The organism is Exiguobacterium sp. EA-TM-5 (genome assembly GCF_053878415.1).
This window is the reverse complement of record NZ_CM132670.1, coordinates 2,589,476-2,615,928: the sequence shown is the minus strand read 5'-3', so window position 1 is coordinate 2,615,928 and position 26,453 is coordinate 2,589,476. Positions and strand designations below refer to the sequence as shown.

Below are 26,453 nucleotides of genomic sequence, written 5' to 3'. Positions count from 1 at the left end.
TTTCAAATGTATTTCAAAATTACGCAATATTAACATATATTGTAATGGTAAAATAAGCAAAAGAGCTGACCGTAAGTCAGCTCTTGAGAGTAGTGAAATTTTAATTTGATGTGTCTGGCGAGAATACGCTTAAATGCTGCGGAAGTACTTCAACAGTTACGGGAACATGACCGGCTGTATCTCCATCGGCATTGATCGGCAATTCTTCTTTTGAGCGAATCTCGACACGTTTCGTCGTGAAGTGTTCGATTTGATCAGCCTTTGATAACCCGCCTGTGATGAGTTTAGGTAACGCTTGAAGCGCATCAAAGAAGCCGAGCTTCGTAATAATGAAACCGTGCAAAAGTCCATCATCGACTTTCGCGTCTTCAGCAAACGATTCGAATCCGCCGACGGAATTTGTCAAAGCAATGATCAACAAGTGTGCTTCTCCGTCGAACTGCTTCTCAGCAGAATCGATTTCAATTGGATAAGGACTATGATCTTTAAAGGCTTTCAGACCTTCAATGAAATAGGCAACCGATCCGAGCGATGTCTTTTGTTCGACGCTAACCTCTTCGACAGCTTCTGCGATCAGACCAACGGCGATGACGTTCATGAAATAGTGATCATCATATTTACCGATATCGAGCGGTCGGGCAGGGGCTTCTGCTAGAATCTGAATGGCCTCTTCCGGATCAGTCGGAATGTGTAAAGCGCGTGATAAATCGTTCACTGTTCCGAGTGGTACGATGCCAAGAGTTGGGCGATGTGGTTGCTCAGCGATCCCAGTAATGACTTCATTGACTGTACCATCACCGCCCATGGCGATGACAGCATCGTAATTAGACTGAGCGGCGTGACGTGCGAATTCTGTCGCGTCGTGTTCTTTTTCCGTGAACCGGACGTCGACGGTTTGAAAACGAGTAGCGAGTGTTTCTTCAGCGAGCGTCGCGTGTTTTTTTCCAAGTTCTTTACCGGAAGACGGGTTGATGATCAGCATGGCTTGAGACAAATTGAATTCCTCCTTCAGGACAATCTGTTGACTTTTTCCCTGTCCGGTGAAAACATAATCCAAATTCTTTTTGGCAAATAAAAAACACCGAGTAGGCACAAAAGGCATACTCGGTGCTAAAGAATAGGGTTCAATTTTTACTGTGACGGTGGAAGTTCACCAGCAGCAGGACGAGCTTCTTCTTCGACATCCCAACATTCCGTGTTTTCAATACCGAGTGCTTTGGCAGAGAAGACAGGATCGAGTCCCTGCTTTCGTTGGTCCTGGTAGTCTTTTATGACTTTGAGGGCAATACCGCTCAAGAGAAGGATTGACGTCATGTTGATTAATGTCATACCTGCCATGAATAAATCGGCAAAGCTCCATACCATACCTAGGCTGAGAACAGATCCGATGAAGACGAAGCCCATTGTCGCAATACGGAAACTGAAGACGGCTGCCGGACTTTGTTTGATGAACTCAATGTTCGTTTCACCATAGTAGTAACTACCTACAATCGAACTGAATGCGAACAAGAAGACACAGAGTGCGATGAACGGTGGGGCGATTGCGCCGAATTGTTCAGAGAGTGCGTTTTGTAACATGCCGATTCCTTCGCCGTTTCCAGCGGCATAACTATCACTAAGGAGAATGATCGTTGCTGTTGCTGTACAGACGATCAACGTATCAAGGAATACACCAAGTGTTTGCAAGAAACCTTGTTTTGCTGGGTGTGAGACTTCAGCAGCAGCAGCGGCGTTCGGAGCAGATCCCATACCAGCTTCGTTCGAGAACAATCCACGTCTAACACCGAGTGAAATCGCAGCACCGACCGAGCCACCGAATGCTTGCTCGATCCCGAAGGCACTCTTGAAAATCATTGCGAATACACCAGGAAGCTCAGTGAGATTCGTGACGACGACATAAAGGGCAGCAAGCAAGTAAAGTCCTGCCATGATGGGAACGACGATTGCAGAGAATTTCGCGACGCGGTGAACACCACCAAAAATGACGAGTCCCGTCAAGACGACAAGTACAGCACCGACGACAGCTGTATTGATGCCAAACGCATTGTCAAAAGCAGCGGCGATCGTGTTTGATTGAACGGAGTTGAAAATAAGTCCGAATGTAACGGCAATCAAGACAGCAAAGACGATTCCGAGAGCCCGATTTTTTAAGCCCTTTTCGATGTAATAGGCAGGACCACCACGGTACGCATTTGATTTCGTATCGCGTACTTTATAGACTTGAGCAAGTGTACTTTCGATGAGCGCTGTCGCACCACCGAGAAGAGCGACCATCCACATCCAGAAGACAGCACCTGGTCCGCCAAGTGTGACGGCAATCGTGACACCAGCAAGGTTACCAGTACCGATCCGTGTCGCAGCACCGATGAAGAACGACTGGAGAGAAGTGATACTTTCCCCTTTATCGTCTGTTGTTTGTTCACTTTTATCGAGCGTGACCCGGAACATCTCTTTTAAGTACGTAAACTGGATAAATTTAGTTCGGATCGTGAAGTAGATCCCGCCGCCGATCAATACGGCAACTAGCACGTACGCACCTAAAATATTGTTGGCGTAATCGACACTTCCTTGAATGACTTGCTGAATGGCGTTCATGATGGTGTATTCCTCCCAAAGAATAATAAAAAGCTATACGCTAAATTATACGAATTTTCTGACAATATGCAATAAGAAATTAAAATAAAATTTTAAAACTTAATAAGGTTAACTAAAAAACAGGAGTCTCACACAGGGAAGATATACAAAAGACTGCCGTCCCTTAAATAAGGACGACAGTCAAGTGAAGCAAGATTATCCATATTGTAACAATTGTTCGTAAAGGTCATCGAGTTTCTCTTGAATGGTCTTAGAGACCATGTCAGTCAAGCACTCACGTTTGGCTAGTTTTCGTTCAAGTCGCTCGATCTGTACTTCTAACTCATGTTGTGCCAAGCGTTTTGGTTTTTGTGGGGTTACGTGGAGTGGGGAAGACGCAGCGAACTCAGTACGCTTCTGTTGGGCATACGTATACGTACCGTGATAACGCGTCAGACCATTTTCAAGCCAAAGGATCTGCGGAAAAAGACGATTCAAGAAATAGCGATCGTGCGAGACAGCAATCAGTGTTCCAGAAAAATTCTCGAGTGCTTCTTCAAGTGTCTCTCTTGATTCAATATCCAAATGATTCGTTGGCTCATCAAGAATCAATACGTTGATCGACGAATGAACGAGGACGGCGAGTTGCAATCGCACACGTTCGCCGCCGCTCAGTGAAAAAATAGACCGGAAGACAGTCGGTCCAAAGAACAAAAACCGAGCAAGAATATGGCGGGCTTCCGCTTCCGGGATGGCAATCCGTTGCCTGAACCAGTCAATCAATCGAGCGTCCTCTTCGAAATGGGCGTGTTGAGACAAGTAACCGACATGATTTGATGGTCCACGCGTGAGTGTGCCCGCGTCCGGTGATAATTCGTCAAGTAGTAGTGATAGTAATGTCGACTTTCCGCTTCCGTTCGTTCCAACGATCGCAATTCGATCCTGGGCCATGATTTCAAACGAAATCGCATCAAAAAGTTGTCGCGTCTTGTAAGCAAAAGACAGTGCTTCAGCACGAAAGACGACTTGGCTCGTGTGATCGGTAGAAGTGAAGGAGACGTCAGCGGTTTTAGCTTCGAGTTGCGGTCGTTTAATCCGTTCGATTCGCTCGAGCGCCCGCTCCATCGATTTTGCTTTACGGAATAATTTTTCACTCGGTGGAGACGCTTCGTTCGCCCATTGTCTAAGTCGACGAATCGCTTCTTTCATCTTCTTGATTTTTTTCTGCTGCTCTTGATAAGCATGGAACTGTTCGAGCAGACGACGTTCTCTCTCGGCAACGAACGCACTGTAATTGCCCGTGTAAGATGTCAATTCACCATCCTCAAGTTCAACGATTGAGGTAACGACAGCATCTAAGAACACTCGGTCGTGAGAGACGAGTAGGACGGTTCCGGTATAATCGCGTAAAAATTGCTCGAGCCATTCAACGGCAGCTAAATCAAGATGGTTCGTGGGTTCGTCAAGAATGAGGAGACTCGGTTCCATCAGCAACATACGACCGAGACAAATCTTCGTCTGCTCACCGCCGCTTAACTGATGGAAGGGGCGAGTAAGTAAAGGACGGAGATGTAAACCGTTCACCATGCGCTCAATCTTCGAATCGAGTAGATACCCATCTTTTTGTTCGAATGCATTCGTCACGTCCGCATATCGGACGAGTAATGCCTCGAGGTCGGATGGTGCTGTTGCCATCAATTGTTCCAACTGTTGCATCCGAGAACGAATCGAGAGGATTTCGTCAAACGCTGTCCATAGGACGTCGAGTCCGGTCATCGTTTCGGCGTAAACTGGAAGTTGTTCCAGGTAGCCGATTGTCAAACCACTCTTTTGATAGATGACACCACCGTCCGGCTGGTCGAGTCGAGCAAGTAGGCGAAGTAGTGTCGTTTTGCCACTACCGTTTCGTCCGATCAAACCGACACGGTCGTGTTCGTTTAAGAAGAGGGAAACGTCTGTCAAGATCGTTTCGCCTCCAAATTGTTTTGTCAGGTGTTGAATGTCGCAAATCATCATAATCAATTGATCCTTTCGCGCGCATCAAAAAAAGGAGAGCGCAAATAGCACTCTCCTTGACGTGTGAAAGATGCGCTTTGCTGTATTTTTCGTTCATGAAGTTCTAAAAAGGGCAGACGGGTGCCTTAGAACGCCATTCCATGAAAAATCGCGCGCAACAGATATAATTGTTCCATTAACCAGTGTTTGCACGCGGCAAAGTCCATCTTTTCACCCCACCTTTCGTTTCAGATACATGTAGTTTACCATTATTTTGTTAAATGGGAAAGTCTGAATTATTTGAATACCCCAGCAATCGAGCTAAAGAAGTCACTCAGACCATCAAATAATTTAGCGAAGAATCCTTTCGTCTCCTCAGACGTTGCAAACGCATGGATGTCTTGACCGGCATTTTTCAAGCCGCTCTCAATTTGTCCCCAGTTGATGTTCGCTTGCTCCATTTGATTGAACAAGTTCGTCAATCGATCCATCTGTGCATCAGATAATTGGATGTTGTTGTTTTGAATGACTTGGACGATCAGATTTTCAATCTCGACTTTAGTTTCCGGTTTTTGATTTGCAATCTCAGCCTTGATCTCATTCATCAAGTCAGCGACTTTATCCGTTCCAACGGTCTTCCCGACGTCAGATGTGACCGATAATTCTTGCTGTGCTAAATCCTTGCGTTCGTCACTCAGCTTGATTCCAGTCTCAGCAGAAGTTTGATCATAGGCTTTCATGATTCCTGTCAGGGCCGATGTCCCGGTCACCTTGTAGGGAGAAGTGATCGTGATGTCGGCATCTTTGACACCTGCTGTGACGAGAGCGTTGAGATACATATCCTTCGTCACCCACGTGATGTTCTCCGTCGAGACGGAAAGTCCATCGCCTTTTTCCGTCAGTTCAATCTTAGCCGACGAATACATGTTGCCACCTTTTTGCGACTGTGGAATGTTTTTCCCGAGGTATTTTTCTTCGTCGGCAGAGGTTGCGATAATCGGCGTGATGCCCTCCGGTGCATTGAGACGTGAAAGGACCCAAGCCTTATCTTTTGCGCCGAGCGACTCCCCGAGTGTGACGATCGTCTTATCGACGACTTGTTCGGCGGATGCGGCTGTCGGGAGTAATAAAGCAGAAGCGATGATGGCTGACGCCATGATTTTTGTTGGTGTATGCATGATGAAATCCTCCAATGTATAAGTAAGAGTATTGAATATAGTATCAGGTACTAAAATTAGTGTACGGGAACAAGATCCATTCGGAATCGGTCTGTAGAAGGAGACGGTATCCGCCTTCTGACACTCCATAGTATAGCGAAAAGAGGACAACTTGACTTCCATTTTCAGCATGCTATAGTGGATGGGAATCGAATAATGACCACTAGGGGAGTCGGTAGGCTGACTGAGACGAACGAAGACGTTCGGACCCTTTGAACCTGATTAAGTTCGTACTTACGGAGGGAAGTGGCGTCAAGTCTTGTTCTTCTTGCGCCATGCCCGTGTGTTTCGGGGTGGTGTTTTTTCGTTTCATAAAAAACGAGGAGGATGAGATCATGACATTCACACAAGAAATCAAACAAGCAGCACAAGCGTATTGGGAGAGTAGTTTTACGCACCCGTTCGTGCAAGGAATCGGGGAAGGGACATTACCACTCTCGAAATTTCGGCATTACGTGATGCAGGACGCTTACTACTTAAAACACTTTGCGAAGATTCAAGCGAAGGCAGCGTCAAAAGCAGACGACTTTGCGACAATCGCAACGCTTGCCGAGCATGCGACTTCGACATATGGGGCAGAACTGAGTCTACATCAATCGTTTTTTGAACCGCTTGGTATTACAAAAGCAGACCTTGAAGCATTCGAACCAGCACCAACAGCATATGCCTATGTGTCGCATATGCATCATGCGAGCGAGGGGACACTCGGTGAGACAATTGCTGCCATCTTGCCATGTTACTGGTTGTATTATGAAGTCGGTCAACAATTACTGACATGTACGCCAGAAGAAAAAATCTATCAGCAATGGATCGACACGTATAGTTCGGAGTGGTTCGAAAAGGTCGTCTTTGAACAGATTGCACGGCTCGATGCTTTGGCTGAACAAGCCAGTCCTACAGAACGCGAACGGATGAAACGTCATTTCGTGACGAGCTGTTATTATGAGTTGCTGTTTTGGCATATGGGATGGACAGAAGAAACATTCACGTCGGTGTACGAGACGATTCCGGCGCGAACAGTATCTTCCTAAACGGTTAGATGGTAGAATTAGGTATATCATTTAGCGGAAGTAGGGATAGGAATGGAAATCATCGTGATCGTACTTGCGATCAGCGCCGCGTATGCCGTGCAACGCATGCTGGGTAAAGTTAAAGTAAGATTTGTAGGACTCATCATTCCAGCGTTGATCGTATTATCTGGTATATCCGCATCGACTCGAAACTTCAAGGTAGCATATAGCATGGGGAGCTACATTTCTGCTGTTCTTGTCATTGTCGTCTATGCATTACTGACCTATTGGTTATACCGCGTCTACTATCGTGCGAAAGAAGAAGCGGTATATCCGTATCAATCGTTAAAAGACCGAGGCATCCTTTAAAGGAGTCTCGGTCTTTTGTGTATCATATTCTCATTTTTTCCAGTTTTTAAAGCCGTCACCGAATTCGAGATGCAGTTGATCGGTAAAGGCACCGTTCTTAAAGACCGGTACATCGACTGGTAAGGTGCCTTGCGGCTTAAACGTTCCGAAAATCGCACGGATACCAGCAGGCAGGTTAGGTCCTGCAGATTTCAGATTACCAGCTTCGGAGTCTGGTCCGTTCGGATCCCCTTTGAAGCCATAGACGAGGACGTGCGCCGGTGCGTCCGGTTGAACGGCGACATCGTATGGATTACGGAGGCTAAGTAAGACGGAGGGGGTGTCTGTTTGGTTCGCATAGCGGAAGATTGAAGCCGGAATCGCTTGTTCTGGTGCGGTTGATAGCAGTTTAGCACTCGTATTGACGTTTGAGCCGACAATGATATAGTCCGCTGCATCGAGTTGCGCCCGTAGTGTCGGGTTTTGGTCAAGTGGAAGCGTAGTAGCCGAATAATTAGCTGTCGTCACGTGCCAGTTCCGATTCTTCGGTAGTGAAGCGATCGTCTTTTTCATGCTGTCCGTTTGATCCGCCGCAGGAGCGATCACCAGTACGTTTGCATTCTTTTTCGGTTTGAATGGTAACGTCCGTTGATCATTTTTCACGAGTGTGACGGATGCTTCTGTCATCGCGCGTTCTTTTGCTTTATGGTCGGGACTACCGACGATTTGTTTTGCTTGCGCGAGTTTATCGGCTAACGATGTCGTATCCGTCGTACCGTTCCAGATTCCGCGTTCTGCTTTCAGCGTTAGGATCCGCTCGACTGATTGATTGATTCGTTTCTCTGATAGACGACCATTTTTGACTGCCTCAATCACGTCTTTGAAAATCCGGTCGAGTTTTGTGACATCCTGCTCGGAACGGAGGATCGTCGGCATGAGCGCAATGTCGACACCAGCTTCAAACGTCTTCAGAACGGCTTCTGATTCCGTAAAGTTATCAGCGATCGCCTGCATGTTCAGCGCGTCCGTGATGACGATGCCATCGTAGCCAAGTTTTTTACGAAGTACACCCGTGATGACGTCATCCGATAACGTCGCAGGTAAAGGGAAGGTACCGTTTTTCGAGGTGACGACTTCAGATTCGATTTGTGGCATTCCGATGTGTCCGGTCATAATCATATCGATGTCTTCAGCGATCGCTCGCTTGAAGGGAACGAGTTCGACTTGTTCTAGCTCTTGAAGGGAGCGATCAACGATCGGTAAGCCATAGTGGGAATCAGTCGCCGTATCGCCGTGACCCGGGAAGTGTTTGGCAGTCGCTGCGACGCCTTCAGACTGAATTCCCTTCATTAAAGCGGAACCGAGTGTGCCGACGAGTGCGGGGTCACTTGAGAACGAACGGACACCAATGACCGGATTTGAAGGGTTGCTGTTGACGTCAAGATCTGGACCGAAGTTGACATTGATGCCAAGCGCATGCAGTTCGGAACCGATGATATGACCCGCATCATTGGCATATGTGCTACTGCGGGTCGCACCTAACGCCATGTTGCCAGGTAAGTTCGTCCCTGTCCCCAGCCGAGTAACGATTCCACCTTCTTGGTCGATCGTGACGAAGAGCGGAATATCATTGCTAACGTCCTGCTTGACGACTTCTTGCAGATCGTGGACGAGTTTCGTCGTCTGTTCAGTTTCACTAACATTTTCAGCAAACAAGATGACGCCGCCTAAATCATAGCGGTCAATGATGTTTGCGACTTCTGGGGCAAGGGATGTATGATTGCTTCCATTCCACTGCCGGAAGTCCGGCATGATCATCTGTCCGATTTTTTGTTCGAGCGTCATCGCGTCAATCTTTTGACTGATCCGCTCTGTTGATGATTCTGTTGCTGCCATGACAGGCAAACTACTTGAGACAAGTGCTGCTGCAAGTCCGGCTGTTAACGTGAACTGACCGATTTTTTTCATGGTGTACGTCCTCCTCTAAGCAAATCACGACTGGAATTCTTTTCAATACGGACAGTATAGCAAGTGGATTATTTTAAAACAATATTTTATTTGTAAACGATTTCATATTGAAATAAATTTCTAATGATTTTTTAGTTATATCGAGTTGAACAAAAAAAGTGACTCCCCTGAAGAGGAATCACTTTCAAGTCATTCGATTGATCAGCTATAGCGCTCTACGATGTTTGTCAGCTGGCGTTCGACAAACGACTGATCCTGCAGTTCATTATTCGACAGGCGGAGTTTAATCATCGACTCATCCGCTCCAGCCATTTCACTGAACAATGAACCGAGACTGTGCGCACGACGGTCAACTTGGACGATTAAATCAATCCCTGAGCTGTCTTGAAGCATGATGATCTCGATCTCATCGAGTTTATGGGCATAGTGTGTATTGCGTGCTGAATATTCAAGTTCCTGAGCAATCGGTAAATCTTTGCGGAACCGTCCAGGTAATTTTTCCGTGTCGGCTTTCTTCAATCGGAAGCCAAGTGACTCCATCGCATTTAAGACCGTCGTTTGGTAACGGTTCGCTTCGACGATGACAGCGTCGCGGTCTGACGGATCAACGGCTTGTGCGATGTCGAGACCTGTCTCGATCCACGATTTCGATTGGCTGACGGAGAGTGGCGTATTCAGCGGAACACGTAATGTAAAAGGAATTTCGCGTTCGACACCAGCTTCGATCGTGAATTTCGCTTCGTTAAGGGCAAATCGATCAAGCGTAAACGTCGTAAATGTTGTACTATCATTTACTTCTTGTTTGTACTGCGTGTTAAATTCAAGGTAAATCCGGTCAATCTCTTGATCGACGTTTCCGCCTTTGATGTGGACGACGCCGTTAATTTGACCACCTGGTTCGCACCGGTCGTCCGTTAAGCGTGTATCGACCGTTGCAGCACCGATTCCGATTTGTGAGAGAATTTTTTTAAACATGATGAATTCCTCCTTTTGATTACGTACGAATGATGAAGCGTGTACACTTGTCGAACGGGAACGAATTTGCTACAGTTTCGAAAGAACATTAGAAAAGGACGGGACGACTAGTGGAACTACATGAATTAAAAGCGAGCCTTGCCTCGCAAATCACGCAAGGAGCACTGATCCATGCGACGATGAGTAATCCGCGTCAAAAATCAAATGATCTCCGACGAATCAAGGTAAAACCGATTCTATTAAGAGATACGGTGCTGATGCAGGTTGAGTTTCAATTTGAACGTATTATGAAGCATGAAAATATTTTAATTGACGATTTCATCGGTCGACTCGATGATTGGTTTGCAGAATTCCGCCAATTCCTCTTCCGTTTTGAAGAAGAAGAGTGGCAATTCCAGCTCTCCAAAAAAATGAAGGTCGCGATCAAGACGTCCAAAAAAGAGCCGATGAAAGCTCTCTTGTCGCACGACCGAAAAAAAACCTATCTATTAGAAGATGGTGTACCGGTTCCATTTTTGATCCGCCTGGGCGTCATGACGGAAGCGGGGCAGGTCAAAAAGCAGAAGTACGATAAGTTTAAACAAATCAATCGGTTCCTTGAATTCGTCGAGGACAGCATCGCTGCCTTGCCGAAAGGAAAAAAACTTCGGATTCTAGACTTCGGATGTGGGAAGTCGTATTTGACGTTCGCCCTCTATCATTATTTAAAAGTCGTCAAAGGGTTCGACCTTGAAGTCACAGGTCTTGATTTAAAAAAGGAAGTCATCGAGGAATGTACGCAAATTGCGCGAGATCTTGATTATACCGATCTGACCTTCCGTGTCGGAGACGTTCACGATTACACGGGTGAGACAGAAGTCGACTTGATGGTGACGCTTCACGCCTGTGATGTCGCGACAGACGTTGCTCTCGCGCGAGCTGTCGACTGGAATGCATCGGTCATTCTGAGCGTACCGTGCTGCCAAAAGGAATTGAACCGTCAACTCGATTGTTCTCCACTTGACGTCATGTTGCAACATGGATTGATCAAAGAAAAATTTGCATCACTTGCTACGGATTCGTTACGAGCGGAATTACTGACACTTGTCGGTTATGAAGCACAATTACTCGAATTCATCGATCTCGAGCATACACCGAAAAACGTCTTGATTCGGGCATACAAACAAAACAAACGACCAATGGAAGAGAAAATCGACCGTTACATCGCTTTCCGTGATTTGTTACACGCGCGACCGTTTTTAGAAAATGAATTGAGCGACAGACTTGGACAGATTTCACCGAAACTCGTACAATAAGAAGGAGAACGAATCAAAGGAGGCAATACGATGGATTTCCAAATGTATTTTGAAGATGTCGTCCAAACAGCCCGCAAAGAAGCAAACGCTGCTGGATTTGAAGAATTAACGACGCCAGAGAGCGTTGATGAAGCAATGAAACGCGAAGGATTAACACTTGTTCTTGTCAACTCAGTGTGTGGATGTGCTGGCGGGATCGCCCGTCCTGCTGCAGCGTACGTCAACCGGAAAGAGGGCATTAAGCCTGATCATTTCGTTACAGTATTTGCTGGACAAGATCGCGAAGCAACAGACCGAGCACGAGAGTACTTCGAAGGATATCCACCTTCATCTCCATCATTCGCATTAATGCAAGATGGAAACATCCTCTCGATGGTCGAGCGGTTCGATATCGAGTCATTCACGGCAGAAGAAGTCGTCGAGAAACTCGAATCATTGATTGAAATTTACGCATAAGCGAAAAAGACTCCTGAAAAGGAGTCTTTTTTTGTACATTCATGAGATTAGCATAATAAATTTTATTTTTGAAAGCGTTTGCAAAAATGTATAAAAAGTCATTTATGCATGATTTATGAATAGAAAATAAAAAAATTTTATATATTTATGCTTTACAGTGAATAAATATTCGTATATCCTAAAAGCAATAGAACAGGTCAGGCTTTTCGGTATTGAATTGGACATACACATAAGTCATACTATTGTTAAAGTTCTGACAATTGAGCGTTGGAAGGGGAAAACTCGAATGAAAAAATTATTAGCAACGGCAATGGCAGGCATTCTGGCAGTCACGATGGCAGCATGTGGCGCGTCGGAAGAATCAACAGGTGGATCAAGTAACAGCGATAAAGTGTTGACGATGGGAACGTCAGCGGATTACTTCCCATTTGAATACATCGATACGAAAAAAGGAGAAGACATCGTCGGGTTCGACGTTGCGATCGCCAAGGAAGTCACAAAAAATCTTGGCTATGACTTAAAAATTGAAGACATGGAGTTCGGAAGCCTACTTGGTGCTCTTAGCTCAGGTCGTGTTGATTTCGTCATGGCAGGGATGACACCAACTGAAGAACGGAAGAAAAACGCCGACTTCACAGATATCTACTTCGAATCAAAGAACTTAGTCATGACAAAAGATAAGGCCATTAGTTCAGAAGATGAACTCAAAGGTAAAAAAATCGGTGTCCAGCTTGGTTCAATCCAAGAGGGACTTGCGAAGGATCGTTTCAAGGATAGTGAAGCCGTTCCATTAAACAAAATTCCAGAAATCATTCAAGAATTGAATACAGGACGGATCGATGCCCTCATCATCGAGGACGCGGTTGCTGTTAAATACATGGATCAAGATGCATCTCTGAAAACGTACCAGATTAAAGAAGATGGTCCAGCTGGTTCAGCAGTCGCCTTCAAAAAAGGGGACAAGATGCGTGACGACTTCAACAAAGAGCTGAAAAAGATGATCGACAGTGGTGAAATCGATAAATTAGCGGAAGAATGGTTCCAAAAAGAAGCAAAATAAGTCAAGTGCATGGGGGTGGGGGTAACCTCATCCCTTTTGTGCGACGTTAGGAGATTGATTATGATAGACTTTACAAAGATTCAAGATTCAATTCCATATATTCTCGAGGGGATTCCGGTCCTCTTCCAAGTTGTCATCGTAGCGGCTATCGCTGGGATGCTGATTGGAATCGTCGTCGCGGCACTAAAAATCACGAAGAGTCGTTTCCTCCGTTTCATCGGTCATGCGTATACAGCCATTTTCCGGGGAACACCATTGATCTTACAACTCGCGATCGTTCACTTTGGTTTACCGCAATTAACAGGGTATGTCACGACAGGGTACCAATCGGCGATCATCGCCTTCTCCTTGAACTCTGGAGCCTATATTTCGGAAATCATTCGGGCAGGGATTCAAGCTGTTGATCGTGGGCAATGGGAAGCAGCAGATGCACTTGGTATTTCGTATTTCAAACAACTACGTTCGATCATTTTGCCGCAAGCCTTTAAAAATATCCTTCCTGCGATCATGAACGAATTGATCACGTTGACGAAGGAGTCGGCACTCGTCTCGACGGTTGGTGTTCTCGATGTCATGCGTCGCGCTCAAATCGTCGGAGGAGAAAAGGCGATTTATTTTGAACCGTTATTGTTTGCCGGATTCGTATATTTTGTTCTCGTCATGGGATTGAGCTTGATAGGCCAACAAGTCGAAAAAGCTATGAGAAAGAGTGGGTAATCAGATGGAACCTATGATCCAAGTCACCGATTTGCATAAGCAGTTCGGAAAATTAGAAGTATTAAAAGGTATCTCGACGACGGTTACGCGCGGAGAAGTCGTCGCTGTCATCGGACCGTCGGGGTCTGGTAAATCAACATTCTTACGTTGTATCAACTTACTTGAACAACCAACGAGTGGAACGATCATCGTTGATGGTTTCGAACTGACGAAACCAAAGGCGAATATCTCAAAAGCACGTCAGAACATCGGGATGGTCTTCCAACAATTCAACTTATTCCCGCATAAGTCTGTCCTCGATAACCTGACGTATGCACCAATCAACGTCCTCGGTATCTCAAAGGACGAAGCAATCAAACGAGCGGAGACGTTACTGGATCGTGTCGGTCTAGCCGAAAAACGCGATAATTATCCGAACCAGTTGTCAGGTGGACAAAAACAACGGGTCGCGATTGCGCGCGCCCTTGCGATGGAACCGAACGTCATGCTATTCGATGAACCGACATCAGCCCTTGACCCAGAGATGGTCAACGAAGTGCTTGATGTCATGAAGCAGCTTGCTGAGAGTGGAATGACGATGGTAATCGTCACGCACGAGATGGGCTTTGCAAAAGAAGTCGCGGATCGTGTCCTCTTCCTCGATGAAGGAATTCTGATGGAAGAAGGTTCACCGGTTGAACTCTTCGACAATCCGAAAACAGACCGAGCGAAAAAGTTCCTCGAAAAAGTTTTATGATCACAGTGCGCTAACTCTGAAAAAGAGTTAGCGTTTTTCGGTTTTTAGTATAAAGGGGGAAAATCGATGAAAAAACTACTTGAAGGTCATCACACTCGTCTGACGCGCTTTCAATCGGAAGATACCGAAGTGATGCAACGGTTGCTTGACGATGCGACGTTTGCCCGCCAGTTCAGTGCGACACCATATCGTCATTTATCGACGGACAAGATTGAAAAGATGATGGCGACGGATGCACCGGAGACATTCCGATTTGCGATTCGTAATTTTGAAGATGAACGGATGATCGGCGTCGTTGCACTAGAAGATATTCTATTTACACATGGAACGGCCTGGCTGATGATTGGCATCGATCCGGATTGTGAAGGGCAAGGATATGCAACGGATGCGATGGAGACACTGCTTGATTATGCTTTCTTAGAGCTGAATCTGTACCGGATTCAATTGACGGTCTTTGAGTATAATACGCGTGCGATTGAATTATATGAACGGCTTGGATTCGTCCAGGAAGGGAGATACCGGTCTTTTTTACGACGAGACGGAGAGCGGCATGACATGTTACTGTATGGACTACTTGAACCAGAATGGAGGGAACGACAATGATTCAAGAAACGGAAGCGTTCGTCAAATCATTTCACGCGACAGACTTTTCAGGCCATGATTATGCCCACATTGAACGGGTTCGTCGTTTAGCGTTACATATTGCAAAACAAGAAGGTGGGAATACTCGGATCATCGAATTAGCAGCCTTACTTCATGACGTAGCAGATAGCAAACTCGGGGGAACGGTTGAAACGGTCGCAACCTTTTTACAAGGAAAAGTAACGGAGCAGGAACAGGAACAGATTCTAGCCATTATCACGAGTCTGTCGTATAAAGACGGTACACGTCCACCAATTGATACAATCGAAGGGCAAGTCGTTCAGGATGCCGACCGCCTTGATGCGATTGGGGCAATCGGAATTGCGCGAACGTTTCAGTTTGCTGGTCGGTTCGGGGAACCGATGCATGTACCTGGACTAGCACCGCGAGAGCCAGGTAACCGGACAGGGGAGACGAGTGCTTTGAATCATTTTGAAGAGAAGCTATTTCGACTCAAAGATTTAATGAATACGAAAACAGCACGTCAGTTAGCCGAGGAGCGCCACCGCTATATGCAGGAGTTCGTTGTTCGTTTTAAAGAGGAGTGGGACGGCGTTATATCCAGCTAAGACTTGTTTTCGAAGTAACTAAAAACAATGCGCGTTTCCGATGAAGCTTACGGAGAACGCGCATTGTTTTTGTCATTAACTAAGGATAATCGCTGTAATCAGACCGAGGGCGGCGAACAGACCAACGATCGCGCCACCTTCTTCATGGGCTTCCGGCATCATCGTCGAGGCGAGCATCGCAATGATTCCACCGCTTGCAAATCCACCAATCATCGCAAACTGCATGTCTGGTAGTTCGGCGAGGATCGTATAACCGGCAAGAGAGGCGAAAGCGGAGATTAACCAGACGATGCCCCACATCAGTAGGACTTTGTTCTTTGAGAATCCATCTTTTCGCAAGCCCGTCGTGCTCGATAAGCCTTCCGGGATATTGCTGACGAAAATGGCTGCAACGAGTGCCGCGCTGACATTTCCGGATAACAGACTGGCACCGATCATGATGGATTCCGGAATCGCATCCAGAATCGTCCCGAAGAAAATCGCTGTTCCTGTGCCTTCATTCCCACCAGATGAGCGTTTCCGTTTACTCGCGCCGCGTGACGAAACGAATAGGTCGAAACCAGTGAAGACGAGTGCTCCGACGATAAAGGAGACCGCAACGACAAGCGTCGTTGACTTCTTTAAGGCTTCATCTAGTAATTCGAATGTCGCTGCTCCAATCAAGATTCCAGTCCCAAACGACATGATGTAACCGATTAGTCGTTGTTTTAGCGGTAAGTATAGTCCAAACAGAGCACCGATCACGACGGCACCACCTGCTAGTGCACCCCAACCGAACGCTTCCCACATACGATCACCTCCTTCTTGTCCTTTGTACCTGTTCTAGATAATTCATAAACATAGCAAAAGGAATGGAGCGATCAAAAGATTAGAAGGGTTGTTTATTTAACCAATGACCACCGTCAAGAGTGATACATTCTCCGTTTAAGTACCGTGCTTGATCCGATACCATCCAGGTAGCGAGTGTCGCGATCTCTTCGGGTGTACCAAATCGACCGAGCGGCACATTGCGACGAATCCGTTCTGCATGTTCCGGTGATAAAGCGAGTTTATCAGCACCACCCGTTCGTTCGATCGGTCCTGGACTGATTGCATTGACACGGGCTTGGTATTTATAACCCCACTCGACGGCTAGCGTACGCGTCAAGTTCAGGACGCCAGCTTTTGCAGCGGCACTCGGAGCGACACCAGCACCTGCCTGCCAGGCATAAGAGGCAACGATGTTGACGATTTGTCCGCCAACGACCTGATCTTCTTGCCAGCCTTTGACAAGCGCGTGACAGCAGTTGAATGTCCCGTTGAGGACGATGTCGATGACGGTCTTCCAACCATTCGGCGATAATTCATCCGTCGGACAGATGAAGTTCCCAGCAGCATTGTTGATTAATGCTTCAAGACGACCGAAACGTTCGCGTGCTTGATTAACTGCTGCGAGACAAGCATCTGCGTCACGGACATCCATCTGAATCGTCAAGTGTTCGCCTTTAATTTGTGCTAATGCTTCATCCATGAGTTGCAAACGTTCCGCGTCTCGTCCCGTGACGACAACATTCCAGCCGGCTTCCTTTAAGGCAAGCGCCATCGCTTTCCCCATACCGTTCGTTCCACCCGTTACCATGATTGTTTGTGTCATATTGCTTCCTCCTTTATATAATGAATGAACAGCCATTCATATTCTTTATTCAAAAAAGAAGGAGCGAACTCCTTCTTTTTTTACTTATTGTGTTGCAAGAGCTGTATCTGTTAAAACAGGAACGACTTGTTTTTTACGTGAGACGACACCTTCGAGGTAGACAAGGTTATTCGTCGCTTCAAGACCGTAAGCACGCTCGACAAGGTTTGCTTCTTTACCGAGAACGAGTCCAACAGAGTTGTTCGTCAAGATATCTGTGACGATGAATACGAACAGATCAAGTCCTTTTGCAAGAATGACTTCGTTGATTGCGGTTTCGAGCTCTTCTTGACGAAGCAAGACTTCAGCCGTATCGACTGTGTTGACCTGAGCGATTTCGACTTTGAGTGTTCCCATCGTGAATTCTTTCGCGTCAAGAGAAATCAATTCCGGAACAGTTTTCTTCGAGAGGTCAGCTCCGGCTTTAAGCATCTCAAGACCGTAGACATTTGCATCGACACCAGCGATTTCTGCAAGTTCACGCGCAGCGATGATGTCTTGCTCCGTGCAAGTCGGTGATTTGAACAGGAGCGAGTCGGAAATGATTGCTGACAGCATCAGACCAGCGATTTCTGGTTTGATCGCGACACCATGTTCCTTATAGAGCTTGTTGAGAATTGTTGCCGTACAACCGACTGGTTCTGCTCGGTAGTAGACAGGATCTGATGTTTCGAAGTTTGCGATTCGGTGATGGTCGATAACTTCTGTGACGGTAACGGCATCGATATCGTTTGCACTTTGTTGACGTTCGTTGTGGTCAACTAAGATAACGTGTGACGCTTCTGTTGCCACTTCTGTCACTAGACGTGGTGCTGATACTTTGAACGTATCGAGTGCGAATAACGTTTCATCATTCATTTCACCAAGACGGATGGCTTCGGCATTGACACCGAGTGCCTTCTTTAATTCTGCATAAGCGATTGCCGATGTGATCGTATCGGTATCAGGATTTTTGTGACCAAATACTAAAACTTTTTCCATGACGTGTTCACTCCTCAATGATTGTTGTCTCGCCCTATAGTGTATCATATCTCTGATTTAGAAAGCGTTCATTTTCACCATGATACCAGCGATTTTTTCACTCCAAAAAGGGTCAGACGCGTAAAAGACGTTCATTCCTTTTTGTTTGTTTCCGAGGTAGGCGCCACGGTAATAGCGACCGTCCCGATCAAGATAGTCATTTGCGATGAAACGACCAGTTTGCTCGATTGAGTCCGTCAAGGATTTATAAACGGTTGCATCTTCTCCTGGTGCGGAATCTGTCGCATTGACACCGAACAGGTTATTTTTCTCACGTGCAATCTCAGACCGTCCATAATTGGATTCGTGGATGGCGTGTGCAAGTAAATAGGCCGCATTGACTCGGTATTTCTTTTCAACGGATTTGAAAACTTTCCCTTTACCGATCAGAGGGCTATCCGGTGCTTGATCCTTGATGAATGCGTCGAGTTGTTTGGCGCTGAGCCGCGTCGGTTTCGTCAAATCACGCGTTAGTGTCTTCGATTCAACATATTTCGTCGTCCGAGACGTCGCGTTCGTCGCTTCACCAGCGACAATCAATCCACCGAGCCCACTGTCCGCAACGATATAGTGAAGGAGGCGATCACCCTTCGTCTGATAGTAGGATGCGTTCGAGACACGTTCTGCAGGGAACGGGCGTAAGCGATCTGTTGGTACATGACCCGTCACACCGGCAATGCTGACGCGACTCGTCTTTTCCCCGAACTCAAGCAACTGGACGCGTGTTCCGGAAGCGACGTAGGTGAGTCGTTTCTTCAAATCAGCATCGCGATGAATCGACAGAATACCGCGATCGTCGACGATTCCAGTCCCTTGTCCACCGAGGTAGACATAACGATCATCTGACGAACGTTTGACAGCACCGTTCTCTCCGGCGTGCGCCTTCGCTTCCGCAAACGTCTGGAAGTCTTGTTCGCTAATCTTACCCTTATCATATCGTTCTGCCGTGTACGGTGCCGGTGGTGTTAAGACGGTCTTCGGCTCATCACGGAGCCAAAAGAATAAGAGAACACCGATGAGGAAGAAGAAAAGTAATCCTTTTAGTGAACCGGTCCGGCGCACTGGGCGACCGGGACGGATAGTGCGTGTCGTCAAAGAAAATCACGTCCTTTAAAAAGCAATGGACATTCACGTCCAACGTAGGTAGTCTAACAAAGAAAAATAAAAGGGGGTGAACCTGATGCAAATCGGTTATCGTACACTGAAGACAGCGGTCGCTGCCGCGCTCGCGATGTGGATTGCGGAACGACTCAAACTTGATTATTACGTCTTCGCAGCTATCATCGCCATCTTGAGCATCCAGTCGACGCGAAAGAAGACGTTTCGGTCTTCTTACGAACGGATCATGGCATCGTTACTTGCCATCGTACTTGGATTCATTCTATTCGAAGTCATCGGCTACCGTCCGGTTACGTTATTGATCTATTTCATTTTATTCCTTCCATCCGTTCAACGCCTCCGACTTCAGGACGGTTTCATCACGAGTGTCGTCATTCTGACACATTTATACACGGAACGACAACTCAACGCACACATCTTGTTGAACGAATCCTTACTGCTTGGCATCGGTGTTGGTGTCGGAATGCTTGTCAATATGTACATGCCAAGTCTCGATCTATTGATCGATGACCGACGGGAAAAAATCGATCAACGGATTGCTGCCTTATTTTTTGAAGTCGCGGCCGCGATTGAGACGGGGCGAGTCAATCATCATGCGTTGACGCTTGACGAGACAGAACGTCTGCTACGTGAAGGAAAGGATGCTGCCTTAAAACGGATGGGGAACGCAATCGGTCGTCGCAATGACGATGAGGATTATGCTTACTTCCGGATGCGCGAGCAACAATTCGAACTTTTACGTGGCATCGTCCATCACGCTGAAGAACTTGTCCTTGTCGTCGAAGAAGGAAAAAAAGTCGCCGACTTCTTTCGGACGATTGGTGACAATGTCCGACCTGAAGCCGACGCAATGGTGTACATTTCAGAACTAGAAGCATTATTGACACGTTTTCGTGCCTCTGCCTTACCCGTCACGCGGGAGGAGTTCGAGGTCCGCTCCGCGTTGCTACACATGCTACAAGAAGCGGAACAATACTTGCGTCTCAAACAACGCTACGTCAATCAAAAGAAATAAAACATCGTCGAAGCGAACGTACCAATCAGAAAGATTGCTAAAATCCCGATTGTCGTCCATTTAATGATGCGTTGTTGTTTCGATGGTTTTGCCATATCCACTACTCCTCTCTTACATCAACTGATTACTGCCATTGTACAAACAACCTTTCAGAAGTGCAAATGACGATCGGGATGGTATACTAATAAAGCGCTAGTGGATTGATGAATATTAGAGGAGGGGTTTTGTCATGGTCAATGAACAACGAGTATTAGATACGTTTTTGGAGCTTGTCCAAATCGATTCGGAATCAAAAGAAGAAGCACGTATTTGTGCTCATCTGAAAAAAACGTTTGAGGATCTCGGATGTGACGTGTTTGAAGATGACGCTTCGTCGAAGACGGAACATAAAGGAAATAACTTGATCGTTACGCTTCCAGCAACAAAAGAAGGGGTCGACAAAATTTATTTCACTTCCCATATGGATACTGTTTTCCCGGGGCAAGGAATCAAACCAATCATCGAGGATGGTTACGTCAAGACGGACGGAACAACGATTCTTGGGGCAGATGATAAAACAGGGCTTGCATCCCTAATCGAACTCGTGCATGTATTGAATGAAACGAAACAACCACACGGGAAAATTCAGTTCGTCATCACAGTCGGTGAAGAATCAGGACTCGTTGGGGCGATGGTCCTTGATCCATCGAAAATCGATGCTGATTACGGCTTTGCACTCGATTCAGATGGAAAAGTGGGAGACATCATTACGGCTGCTCCAACGCAAGCAAAAGTCAATGCGAAGATTTTTGGGAAAACAGCACATGCTGGTGTAGCACCGGAAAAAGGCGTTTCAGCGATTACGATCGCGTCAAAAGCGATCGCGAAGATGCCGCTCGGTCGAATCGATGAAGAGACGACAGCGAACATCGGACGATTCAGCGGCGGTGGTCCGTCGACGAATATCGTTTGCGACTATGTAGAAATCTTTGCAGAAGCACGGTCGCTCGTCGCTCCGAAGATGGAAGCACAGACAGAGAAGATGAAAGCGGCGTTCGAAGAAGCGGCAGCAGAGCTTGGTGGTCGTGCTGAAGTCGAAGTCAAAGTCATGTACCCAGGCTTTAAGTTCGAGGATGGCGATCAAGTCGTTGAAGTCGCGAAAGCAGCGATCACTCAACTCGGGCGGACACCACGCCTCTTACATTCTGGTGGCGGATCAGATGCCAATGTCATCGCTGGTTTTGGTATCCCAACGGTCAACTTGGCTGTCGGATATGAAGATATCCACACGACGAATGAGAAGATGCCAATCGAAGAACTCGTCAAAACAGCGGAACTTTGCGTGACGTTAGTCGATTACATCACGAACAAATAAGCCGATGAAACACAAAAAAGAGTGTACCGCAACATTGCGGTACACTCTTTATCATTGTACGATTAAACTACTTGAGGACGATCAACATATTCCATAGACTCTAGAACGAGTTCTTCTGTACATAATAAGGTCGAAGCGATTTCATCAATTTGAATCGACTTTCCGTATTTTTGCCGGTAACTCTCGTTCAGTTTGCGGGCTTCCCGGACGATGCGGGCATAGGTCCGTTCAATCTTAGTCATGGAAAAAACCACCTTCCAAATCTGAATAGGTACAGTTTACCATGCTTCAACAGAAGAAAGGTGTATTTTGTGTATAAAAAATGCTAATTTTACGAAAAGGGGAAAAAGATGGAATTTTATTTTTTAGGGACAGGAGCCGGTATGCCGTCGAAACAACGGAACGTCACATCGATTGCCTTGTTACACCCCAAAATGACGTGGCTATTCGATTGTGGTGAGGCGACACAACATCAAATCTTACACAGTCCGATCAAACCACGCAAAGTCAACGCGATTTTCATTACCCACTTGCATGGGGATCATATCTTTGGGCTGCCAGGTTTCATCAGCACAAGGGCAGCGTTAGAAGGAACGACACCATTGACGATTTATGGACCGACAGGGATTAAGGAATGGATGGATGCAACATTGCGCATCACAGGAACGTATTTGCGATATCCACTGCGGATTGTTGAAGTCGAAGACGGTCAAACCTATGAACAAGATGGGTTCCGCGTGACGGCCCGATTACTTGAGCACCGTTTTCCGGCATTCGGATATCGACTAGAAGGACCAGAAGAGCGAGGCGCATTACGTGTCGATGCCTTGCAAGCGTTAGGAGTACCATCTGGTCCGCTCTATCGCCGAATCACACTCGAAGAAACATTTGAGTTCGATGGTATGACTTATGCATCATCCGACTTTTTAGAAGCACCAAAACCAGGGATCAAGCTAGCAGTTCTTGGTGATACGATGCCATGCGAAGCGGCGATTGAACTCGCGCGAGACGTCGATGTGTTAGTTCATGAAGCAACGTTTGCAGACAGTGAAGTCGAACACGCCGGACGCTTTGGTCATTCAACCGCCCGTCAGGCAGCCGAAATCGCGGATACGGCACAGGTGAAAAAACTTCTGTTGACGCATGTATCTGCCCGTTATGTCGACCAAGAAGAAGTACTCGAACAAGAGGCACGAGAACTATTCGCGAACAGTCATCTCATGTATGATCACCGGGTCGTCCCGGTCAAAGGATAGGCGATGGACTTTCTCATTTTATGGGCGCTCTTTTTACTGGCTGCTAGCGGCTTAGGCTTTTTACTCGAGCGTCGGACGGAAAAAGAAAAATATTTGTACATGAAGTTCGTTTTTTATGCGTGTCTTGGTGCCGTGTCGTTTCCCGTTTATGATATTCAGCTACCGCTCGGCATTATTATTTTCTTGATTGTTCTGCACCCCAAAAAGAACTCGCGTTATAAACGATATATGGCACTTTTTGGATTCTTGTTCTTCTTATTCCAACTCTTTCTCGGTCCGTTTGACGCTGGGATGTTGCGGGAAGAAACGCAACAGATTGGTCGCGTGACCATCACGGATGATTCATTTGACAGTTTTCTCGCACAAGTCGAACGACGTGTCGGAGAAGATGGTCTGCGTATGGAACAAAGTCAGTTGATGTTTGATCGCGGTGGAAATCTCCGGAATGCTTCGTTTGAGATGCTCGTTCAAACACCGAAACGTTTTATTCGATATGATGTCAGTTATCAAGAACTGACGGGAACGATCTCCTATCGACCGCGTGAAGAGTTGACGACAAAATCACTGACCTCGTACTATCAAAAGTTGATCGATGCTGAACAATCGTTTGAAATGTTACGAAAGCTCTCGATTCACGAAATCTTACATGATTCGAAAACACCGTACATCGAGATGGATCTCGATGGTCTATACGAAACGTTCAGTCTGCAAGATGCGACGGTCTTTTTGATTGATGACAAAGGGAAGTTGATTCCATACGTCAATACCGGAGACGATGTCTTAGCGAATGCAATCCGTCTGACATATTACCGTTCTGATGGTCAATCACTGCGAGATAAAACCATTCTTTTATACAATTACAGCTTTGAGACATCAAGGCGAAAAGGAGTCGTACGATGAAAAAATGGCTATTTGCCGCAAGTATCGTGTTACTTGCCGGTTGTGCAGAAGCAAAAGAGGAGCAACAAACAGCGTCATGTGATGCGGAAGTCAAAGTATCGGTCGTCGATCATGTTAAGGATAAGACGTTGTTTGATAAAGACGTTTGTCTTAATAAAGAAGACACGGCACTTGATGCGCTCGAAGATACGACACTCGATGTCGTCAAAACAGGTAAAGGTGAGATGGCATACGTCACGGCAGTCGATGGGATTCGTGAAAAGTCAGCCGGTGCAGGAAGTGGCTGGGTCTTCGGTGTCAATGGCAAACCGGGTGAAGTCGGTGCCGGAAGCTATGAACTGAAAAAAGGAGATCGTCTCGAATGGCGGTTTGAAAAAGATGCAATGGCTTATTTTGAGTAAACCAGAACGGGAGCGACTTCACCCAGTGAACGTCGCTCTCTTTTTCATCGGGATGATCATGATCCCGTTCGTCCTCACTCGTGACCAAACGACCATCGTCGTCTATCACTTCCTGTTATTTTTATTCGTTCAAGAACGAAGTGTGTTTCGTTACTTAGTGCTTCCAGCCCTTTATGCGGTCATGATGTGTGTACCACTTTTGTATGGAGCGAGTATCGATACAGTGGCGATTTATGAGACGACGATTCAGGTGACGCTATTCATCACCTCGAGTCAATGGATTTTCACATTGGTTCGACTCGATCAGATGGGACCGCTGTTTCGCTTCTTACCTCGACTGACACGATTGACAGGTATGGTACTAGCGTTAATTCCGTCTTTCTTACGAACTTGGCCGGAAGTCAAGATGAGTCATCCGGATGCGTCGCTTGCCGTTCGACTAGAGCGGATGGCAGCGTATCATATTTTACCGATTGAAGCAGCACCATCTCGCTTAAGACACGTCACGCGACGAGATGTGCAGACCGGAATGCTGCTTACAGTTGGTTTGGTGCTCTGTTTTACACCATGGGCAATCATTACAGCGGTTATTTTACCCGTATCGCTATTATTCACAAAAGGAGGAATCCGGGATGCCTATCATGTATACCGACACCGATCGAGAAGATCGATTGCGGAACCAAGCAAACGAACATGATCAAGCTGTTTTGACGCCTGAGCGACTACTACATGGACGTGTCCGGGATCTTCTTGCAACCGTCTCGTTATTTCGAGCTGGAGAACTCGCGACCTTACTTGGTCTAGAAGCCTTTTTTGAAGCGGAGTCGAGTGAACTCTCAGCCGGAGAGCAACAGCTCGTTGCGCTCGGTCATGCCTTGTCTTCGTCGCCGAGAACGCTTTTTTTGTCAGAACCGTTTCTTTTTCTTGATCATGTCCGGCGGAAGCGATTGATGGGGTTACTGGAAGAAATCGAACGACGGTTTGATTGTCAAATCCATTGTTCGATGACGAGACAATCCGACCTCACGTGTACAAGTGAGCCGGTCAAAACGACAGGACGTCTCCTAGACCAGATCGAAAACGTCCAGCATCGTTATCCGTTACAGGCGCGTTATGCGCTGGTGACAGGGAAATTATCGTTTCATCAAGGCGATCGGATTGCGATCGTTGGTGCAAATGGAAGTGGGAAATCGACGTTACTGCGACTTGTACTCGGAGTTGAGCGACCACTTTACGGCAAAGTCAGACGGTCGGGGGTCACGCAATATGTACCAGCTCATCCGATGCTCGCACCATTAAACGATCGAAGTGGTAGTTTTGCTATACAAAAAAAACGTCTTTTAGACGACATCGATTGGAGCAAGGATAGCTATTACTTTGATGAACCGACGGCTGGTCTTGAAGACACAGCGCGGATGGCTTTCATCGATTCGTGGAAGATGAATCCGGCGGCACTCATCGTCATGGCGACACATGATCCAGCCCTTATTCGCGCAGCGCGACGGATCATTTATCTCGTACACGGAGAAATTGCCTTTGACGGACCGACAGAGCAATTTTTACAGGAAAGTCGGCTATTTTTATGATCGTAACAACGATTCTGATTGTCTGTCTGCTCTTGATTCTCTTTGAGAAACTGCCGATGACGGATCAACGATTACGGTTCATCGCGATTGTTACGGCAGCGGCGATCGTCGGGCGGCTGTTGTTTTCTAGTTTGCCTAATATCCAGCCGGCAACGGCACTCATCTTATTATTGGCTGTCTTCGTCCATCCAATCGTCGGAGCGATCGCTGGAATGCTCGTCGTCGTGTTGACAAGTTTGTTCCTCGGAAGCGGTCCGTTCGTTCTTTTTCAGGCGCTAGCCTATGCGACGATTGCTATTCTTGGCTTTGTACCGATTCTCCGCTACCGGATTTTATTGACGGGGTATGCCTTTTTTGCTGGTTTTTTATATGGTTGGGTGAGTAACCTAGGGTTCTTAGTGTTGACCGACTTTTCGTGGCAGGCTTTCTTCACCTTGCTAGTGACCGGAGGGACGTTTGATTTGCTTCACGGATTAAGTAACGCCATTTTCATTTGGATATTATTCCCGATTTTTTTGCGGATTTTGCATTCATTCGATGAAAAGAAGGGTACAGAATAATAACATAC

At 46.6% G+C, this 26,453-nt stretch carries 28 protein-coding genes and 1 riboswitch; of the genes, 17 read left to right on the top strand and 11 right to left on the bottom strand.

Annotation, left to right across the window (positions count from 1 at the left end):
- Positions 1-100: 100 nt before the first annotated feature.
- The 4 genes from ACV3PA_RS13800 to ACV3PA_RS13785 form a co-directional block, all read right to left on the bottom strand.
- Positions 101-994: a diacylglycerol/lipid kinase family protein gene (locus tag ACV3PA_RS13800; RefSeq protein WP_456125085.1), complete on the bottom strand. Its 894-nt coding sequence runs from the start codon at positions 992-994 to the stop codon at positions 101-103.
- Between the two features lie 137 nt (positions 995-1,131).
- Positions 1,132-2,595, bottom strand: coding sequence for an alanine/glycine:cation symporter family protein (locus ACV3PA_RS13795; RefSeq protein ID WP_456125084.1), 1,464 nt, complete (start codon positions 2,593-2,595; stop codon positions 1,132-1,134).
- Between the two features lie 195 nt (positions 2,596-2,790).
- Positions 2,791-4,590 carry a ribosomal protection-like ABC-F family protein gene (abc-f, locus tag ACV3PA_RS13790; protein ID WP_456125083.1) on the bottom strand — a complete coding sequence of 600 codons (1,800 nt, stop codon included), beginning with the start codon at positions 4,588-4,590 and terminating at the stop codon, positions 2,791-2,793.
- 275 nt (positions 4,591-4,865) lie between these two features.
- Positions 4,866-5,747, bottom strand: coding sequence for a DUF1002 domain-containing protein (locus ACV3PA_RS13785; protein ID WP_053452828.1), 882 nt, complete (start codon positions 5,745-5,747; stop codon positions 4,866-4,868).
- A gap of 194 nt (positions 5,748-5,941) precedes the next feature.
- Positions 5,942-6,048: riboswitch (TPP riboswitch) on the top strand.
- A 73-nt stretch (positions 6,049-6,121) separates the two neighbouring features.
- Here ACV3PA_RS13785 and tenA point away from each other — a divergent pair.
- Positions 6,122-6,817, top strand: coding sequence for a thiaminase II (gene tenA / locus ACV3PA_RS13780; RefSeq protein WP_053452829.1), 696 nt, complete (start codon positions 6,122-6,124; stop codon positions 6,815-6,817).
- 51 nt (positions 6,818-6,868) lie between these two features.
- Entirely contained in the window at positions 6,869-7,165 is a 297-nt protein-coding gene (locus tag ACV3PA_RS13775; RefSeq protein WP_456125082.1) for a hypothetical protein, read from the top strand.
- A gap of 30 nt (positions 7,166-7,195) precedes the next feature.
- Here the strand turns inward: ACV3PA_RS13775 and ACV3PA_RS13770 are convergent, their stop codons facing one another.
- Together ACV3PA_RS13770 and ACV3PA_RS13765 are read right to left on the bottom strand one after the other, a co-directional pair.
- On the bottom strand, positions 7,196-9,112 hold the full coding sequence (locus ACV3PA_RS13770; RefSeq protein ID WP_456125081.1) for a glycoside hydrolase family 3 protein: 1,917 nt from the start codon (positions 9,110-9,112) through the stop codon (positions 7,196-7,198).
- A 201-nt stretch (positions 9,113-9,313) separates the two neighbouring features.
- Positions 9,314-10,087: a sporulation protein gene (locus tag ACV3PA_RS13765; RefSeq protein ID WP_456125080.1), complete on the bottom strand. Its 774-nt coding sequence runs from the start codon at positions 10,085-10,087 to the stop codon at positions 9,314-9,316.
- A gap of 110 nt (positions 10,088-10,197) precedes the next feature.
- Here ACV3PA_RS13765 and ACV3PA_RS13760 point away from each other — a divergent pair, with 110 nt between their 5' ends.
- From ACV3PA_RS13760 to ACV3PA_RS13730, 7 genes are all read left to right on the top strand, one after another.
- Complete coding sequence (locus tag ACV3PA_RS13760; RefSeq protein WP_456125079.1) at positions 10,198-11,382, top strand: class I SAM-dependent methyltransferase; 1,185 nt, start codon at positions 10,198-10,200, stop codon at positions 11,380-11,382.
- Between the two features lie 30 nt (positions 11,383-11,412).
- Positions 11,413-11,838, top strand: coding sequence for a BrxA/BrxB family bacilliredoxin (locus ACV3PA_RS13755; protein WP_053452834.1), 426 nt, complete (start codon positions 11,413-11,415; stop codon positions 11,836-11,838).
- Positions 11,839-12,124: 286 nt separating this feature from the next.
- Positions 12,125-12,898, top strand: a complete 774-nt coding sequence (locus tag ACV3PA_RS13750; RefSeq protein ID WP_053452835.1) for a transporter substrate-binding domain-containing protein — start codon at positions 12,125-12,127, stop codon at positions 12,896-12,898.
- 57 nt (positions 12,899-12,955) lie between these two features.
- Positions 12,956-13,615: an amino acid ABC transporter permease gene (locus ACV3PA_RS13745; protein ID WP_041255309.1), complete on the top strand. Its 660-nt coding sequence runs from the start codon at positions 12,956-12,958 to the stop codon at positions 13,613-13,615.
- A gap of 13 nt (positions 13,616-13,628) precedes the next feature.
- The gene (locus ACV3PA_RS13740; RefSeq protein WP_053454500.1) at positions 13,629-14,351 is read left to right on the top strand and encodes an amino acid ABC transporter ATP-binding protein; all 723 of its coding nucleotides are present in this window, start codon (positions 13,629-13,631) and stop codon (positions 14,349-14,351) included.
- Between the two features lie 66 nt (positions 14,352-14,417).
- The gene (locus ACV3PA_RS13735; protein WP_456125078.1) at positions 14,418-14,954 is read left to right on the top strand and encodes a GNAT family N-acetyltransferase; all 537 of its coding nucleotides are present in this window, start codon (positions 14,418-14,420) and stop codon (positions 14,952-14,954) included.
- Positions 14,936-15,562, top strand: a complete 627-nt coding sequence (locus ACV3PA_RS13730; RefSeq protein ID WP_053452837.1) for an HD domain-containing protein — start codon at positions 14,936-14,938, stop codon at positions 15,560-15,562. The genes ACV3PA_RS13735 and ACV3PA_RS13730 overlap by 19 nt, the downstream gene beginning before the upstream one ends.
- 75 nt (positions 15,563-15,637) lie before the next feature.
- Here ACV3PA_RS13730 and ACV3PA_RS13725 read toward each other — a convergent pair whose 3' ends face one another.
- The 4 genes from ACV3PA_RS13725 to ACV3PA_RS13710 form a co-directional block, all read right to left on the bottom strand.
- On the bottom strand, positions 15,638-16,351 hold the full coding sequence (locus ACV3PA_RS13725; protein ID WP_053452838.1) for a ZIP family metal transporter: 714 nt from the start codon (positions 16,349-16,351) through the stop codon (positions 15,638-15,640).
- Between the two features lie 79 nt (positions 16,352-16,430).
- On the bottom strand, positions 16,431-17,195 hold the full coding sequence (gene fadH / locus ACV3PA_RS13720) for a 2,4-dienoyl-CoA reductase (protein WP_456125077.1): 765 nt from the start codon (positions 17,193-17,195) through the stop codon (positions 16,431-16,433).
- An 84-nt stretch (positions 17,196-17,279) separates the two neighbouring features.
- Complete coding sequence (locus ACV3PA_RS13715) at positions 17,280-18,215, bottom strand: manganese-dependent inorganic pyrophosphatase (protein ID WP_035409025.1); 936 nt, start codon at positions 18,213-18,215, stop codon at positions 17,280-17,282.
- A gap of 57 nt (positions 18,216-18,272) precedes the next feature.
- The gene (locus ACV3PA_RS13710) at positions 18,273-19,349 is read right to left on the bottom strand and encodes an N-acetylglucosaminidase (protein WP_456125076.1); all 1,077 of its coding nucleotides are present in this window, start codon (positions 19,347-19,349) and stop codon (positions 18,273-18,275) included.
- A gap of 85 nt (positions 19,350-19,434) precedes the next feature.
- On the opposite strand from ACV3PA_RS13710, the gene ACV3PA_RS13705 reads away from it, so the two are divergent.
- Together ACV3PA_RS13705 and ACV3PA_RS13700 are read left to right on the top strand one after the other, a co-directional pair.
- Entirely contained in the window at positions 19,435-20,388 is a 954-nt protein-coding gene (locus ACV3PA_RS13705; protein WP_053452842.1) for an aromatic acid exporter family protein, read from the top strand.
- Positions 20,389-20,617: 229 nt separating this feature from the next.
- Positions 20,618-21,742: a M20/M25/M40 family metallo-hydrolase gene (locus ACV3PA_RS13700; protein WP_029341139.1), complete on the top strand. Its 1,125-nt coding sequence runs from the start codon at positions 20,618-20,620 to the stop codon at positions 21,740-21,742.
- A 62-nt stretch (positions 21,743-21,804) separates the two neighbouring features.
- Here the strand turns inward: ACV3PA_RS13700 and ACV3PA_RS13695 are convergent, their stop codons facing one another.
- Positions 21,805-21,984: a hypothetical protein gene (locus ACV3PA_RS13695; RefSeq protein WP_023467629.1), complete on the bottom strand. Its 180-nt coding sequence runs from the start codon at positions 21,982-21,984 to the stop codon at positions 21,805-21,807.
- 108 nt (positions 21,985-22,092) lie between these two features.
- Here ACV3PA_RS13695 and rnz point away from each other — a divergent pair, with 108 nt between their 5' ends.
- Genes rnz through ACV3PA_RS13665 form a run of 6 tightly spaced genes read left to right on the top strand, consistent with a single transcriptional unit; the run spans position 22,093 to position 26,445 of the window.
- The gene (gene rnz / locus ACV3PA_RS13690; RefSeq protein WP_053452844.1) at positions 22,093-22,998 is read left to right on the top strand and encodes a ribonuclease Z; all 906 of its coding nucleotides are present in this window, start codon (positions 22,093-22,095) and stop codon (positions 22,996-22,998) included.
- 3 nt (positions 22,999-23,001) lie between these two features.
- Positions 23,002-23,898 carry a hypothetical protein gene (locus ACV3PA_RS13685; RefSeq protein WP_053452845.1) on the top strand — a complete coding sequence of 299 codons (897 nt, stop codon included), beginning with the start codon at positions 23,002-23,004 and terminating at the stop codon, positions 23,896-23,898.
- Positions 23,895-24,299, top strand: a complete 405-nt coding sequence (locus ACV3PA_RS13680) for a DUF4430 domain-containing protein (RefSeq protein WP_053452846.1) — start codon at positions 23,895-23,897, stop codon at positions 24,297-24,299. The genes ACV3PA_RS13685 and ACV3PA_RS13680 overlap by 4 nt, the downstream gene beginning before the upstream one ends.
- Positions 24,277-24,996 carry a hypothetical protein gene (locus ACV3PA_RS13675; RefSeq protein WP_053452847.1) on the top strand — a complete coding sequence of 240 codons (720 nt, stop codon included), beginning with the start codon at positions 24,277-24,279 and terminating at the stop codon, positions 24,994-24,996. The genes ACV3PA_RS13680 and ACV3PA_RS13675 overlap by 23 nt, the downstream gene beginning before the upstream one ends.
- Positions 24,932-25,885 (top strand): ATP-binding cassette domain-containing protein, encoded by a 954-nt coding sequence (locus tag ACV3PA_RS13670; RefSeq protein ID WP_235504845.1) that lies wholly within the window; start codon positions 24,932-24,934, stop codon positions 25,883-25,885. Before ACV3PA_RS13675 ends, ACV3PA_RS13670 begins: the two co-directional genes overlap by 65 nt.
- Positions 25,882-26,445: an ECF transporter S component gene (locus tag ACV3PA_RS13665; protein ID WP_456125075.1), complete on the top strand. Its 564-nt coding sequence runs from the start codon at positions 25,882-25,884 to the stop codon at positions 26,443-26,445. Before ACV3PA_RS13670 ends, ACV3PA_RS13665 begins: the two co-directional genes overlap by 4 nt.
- The last annotated feature ends 8 nt before the right edge of the window (positions 26,446-26,453 follow it).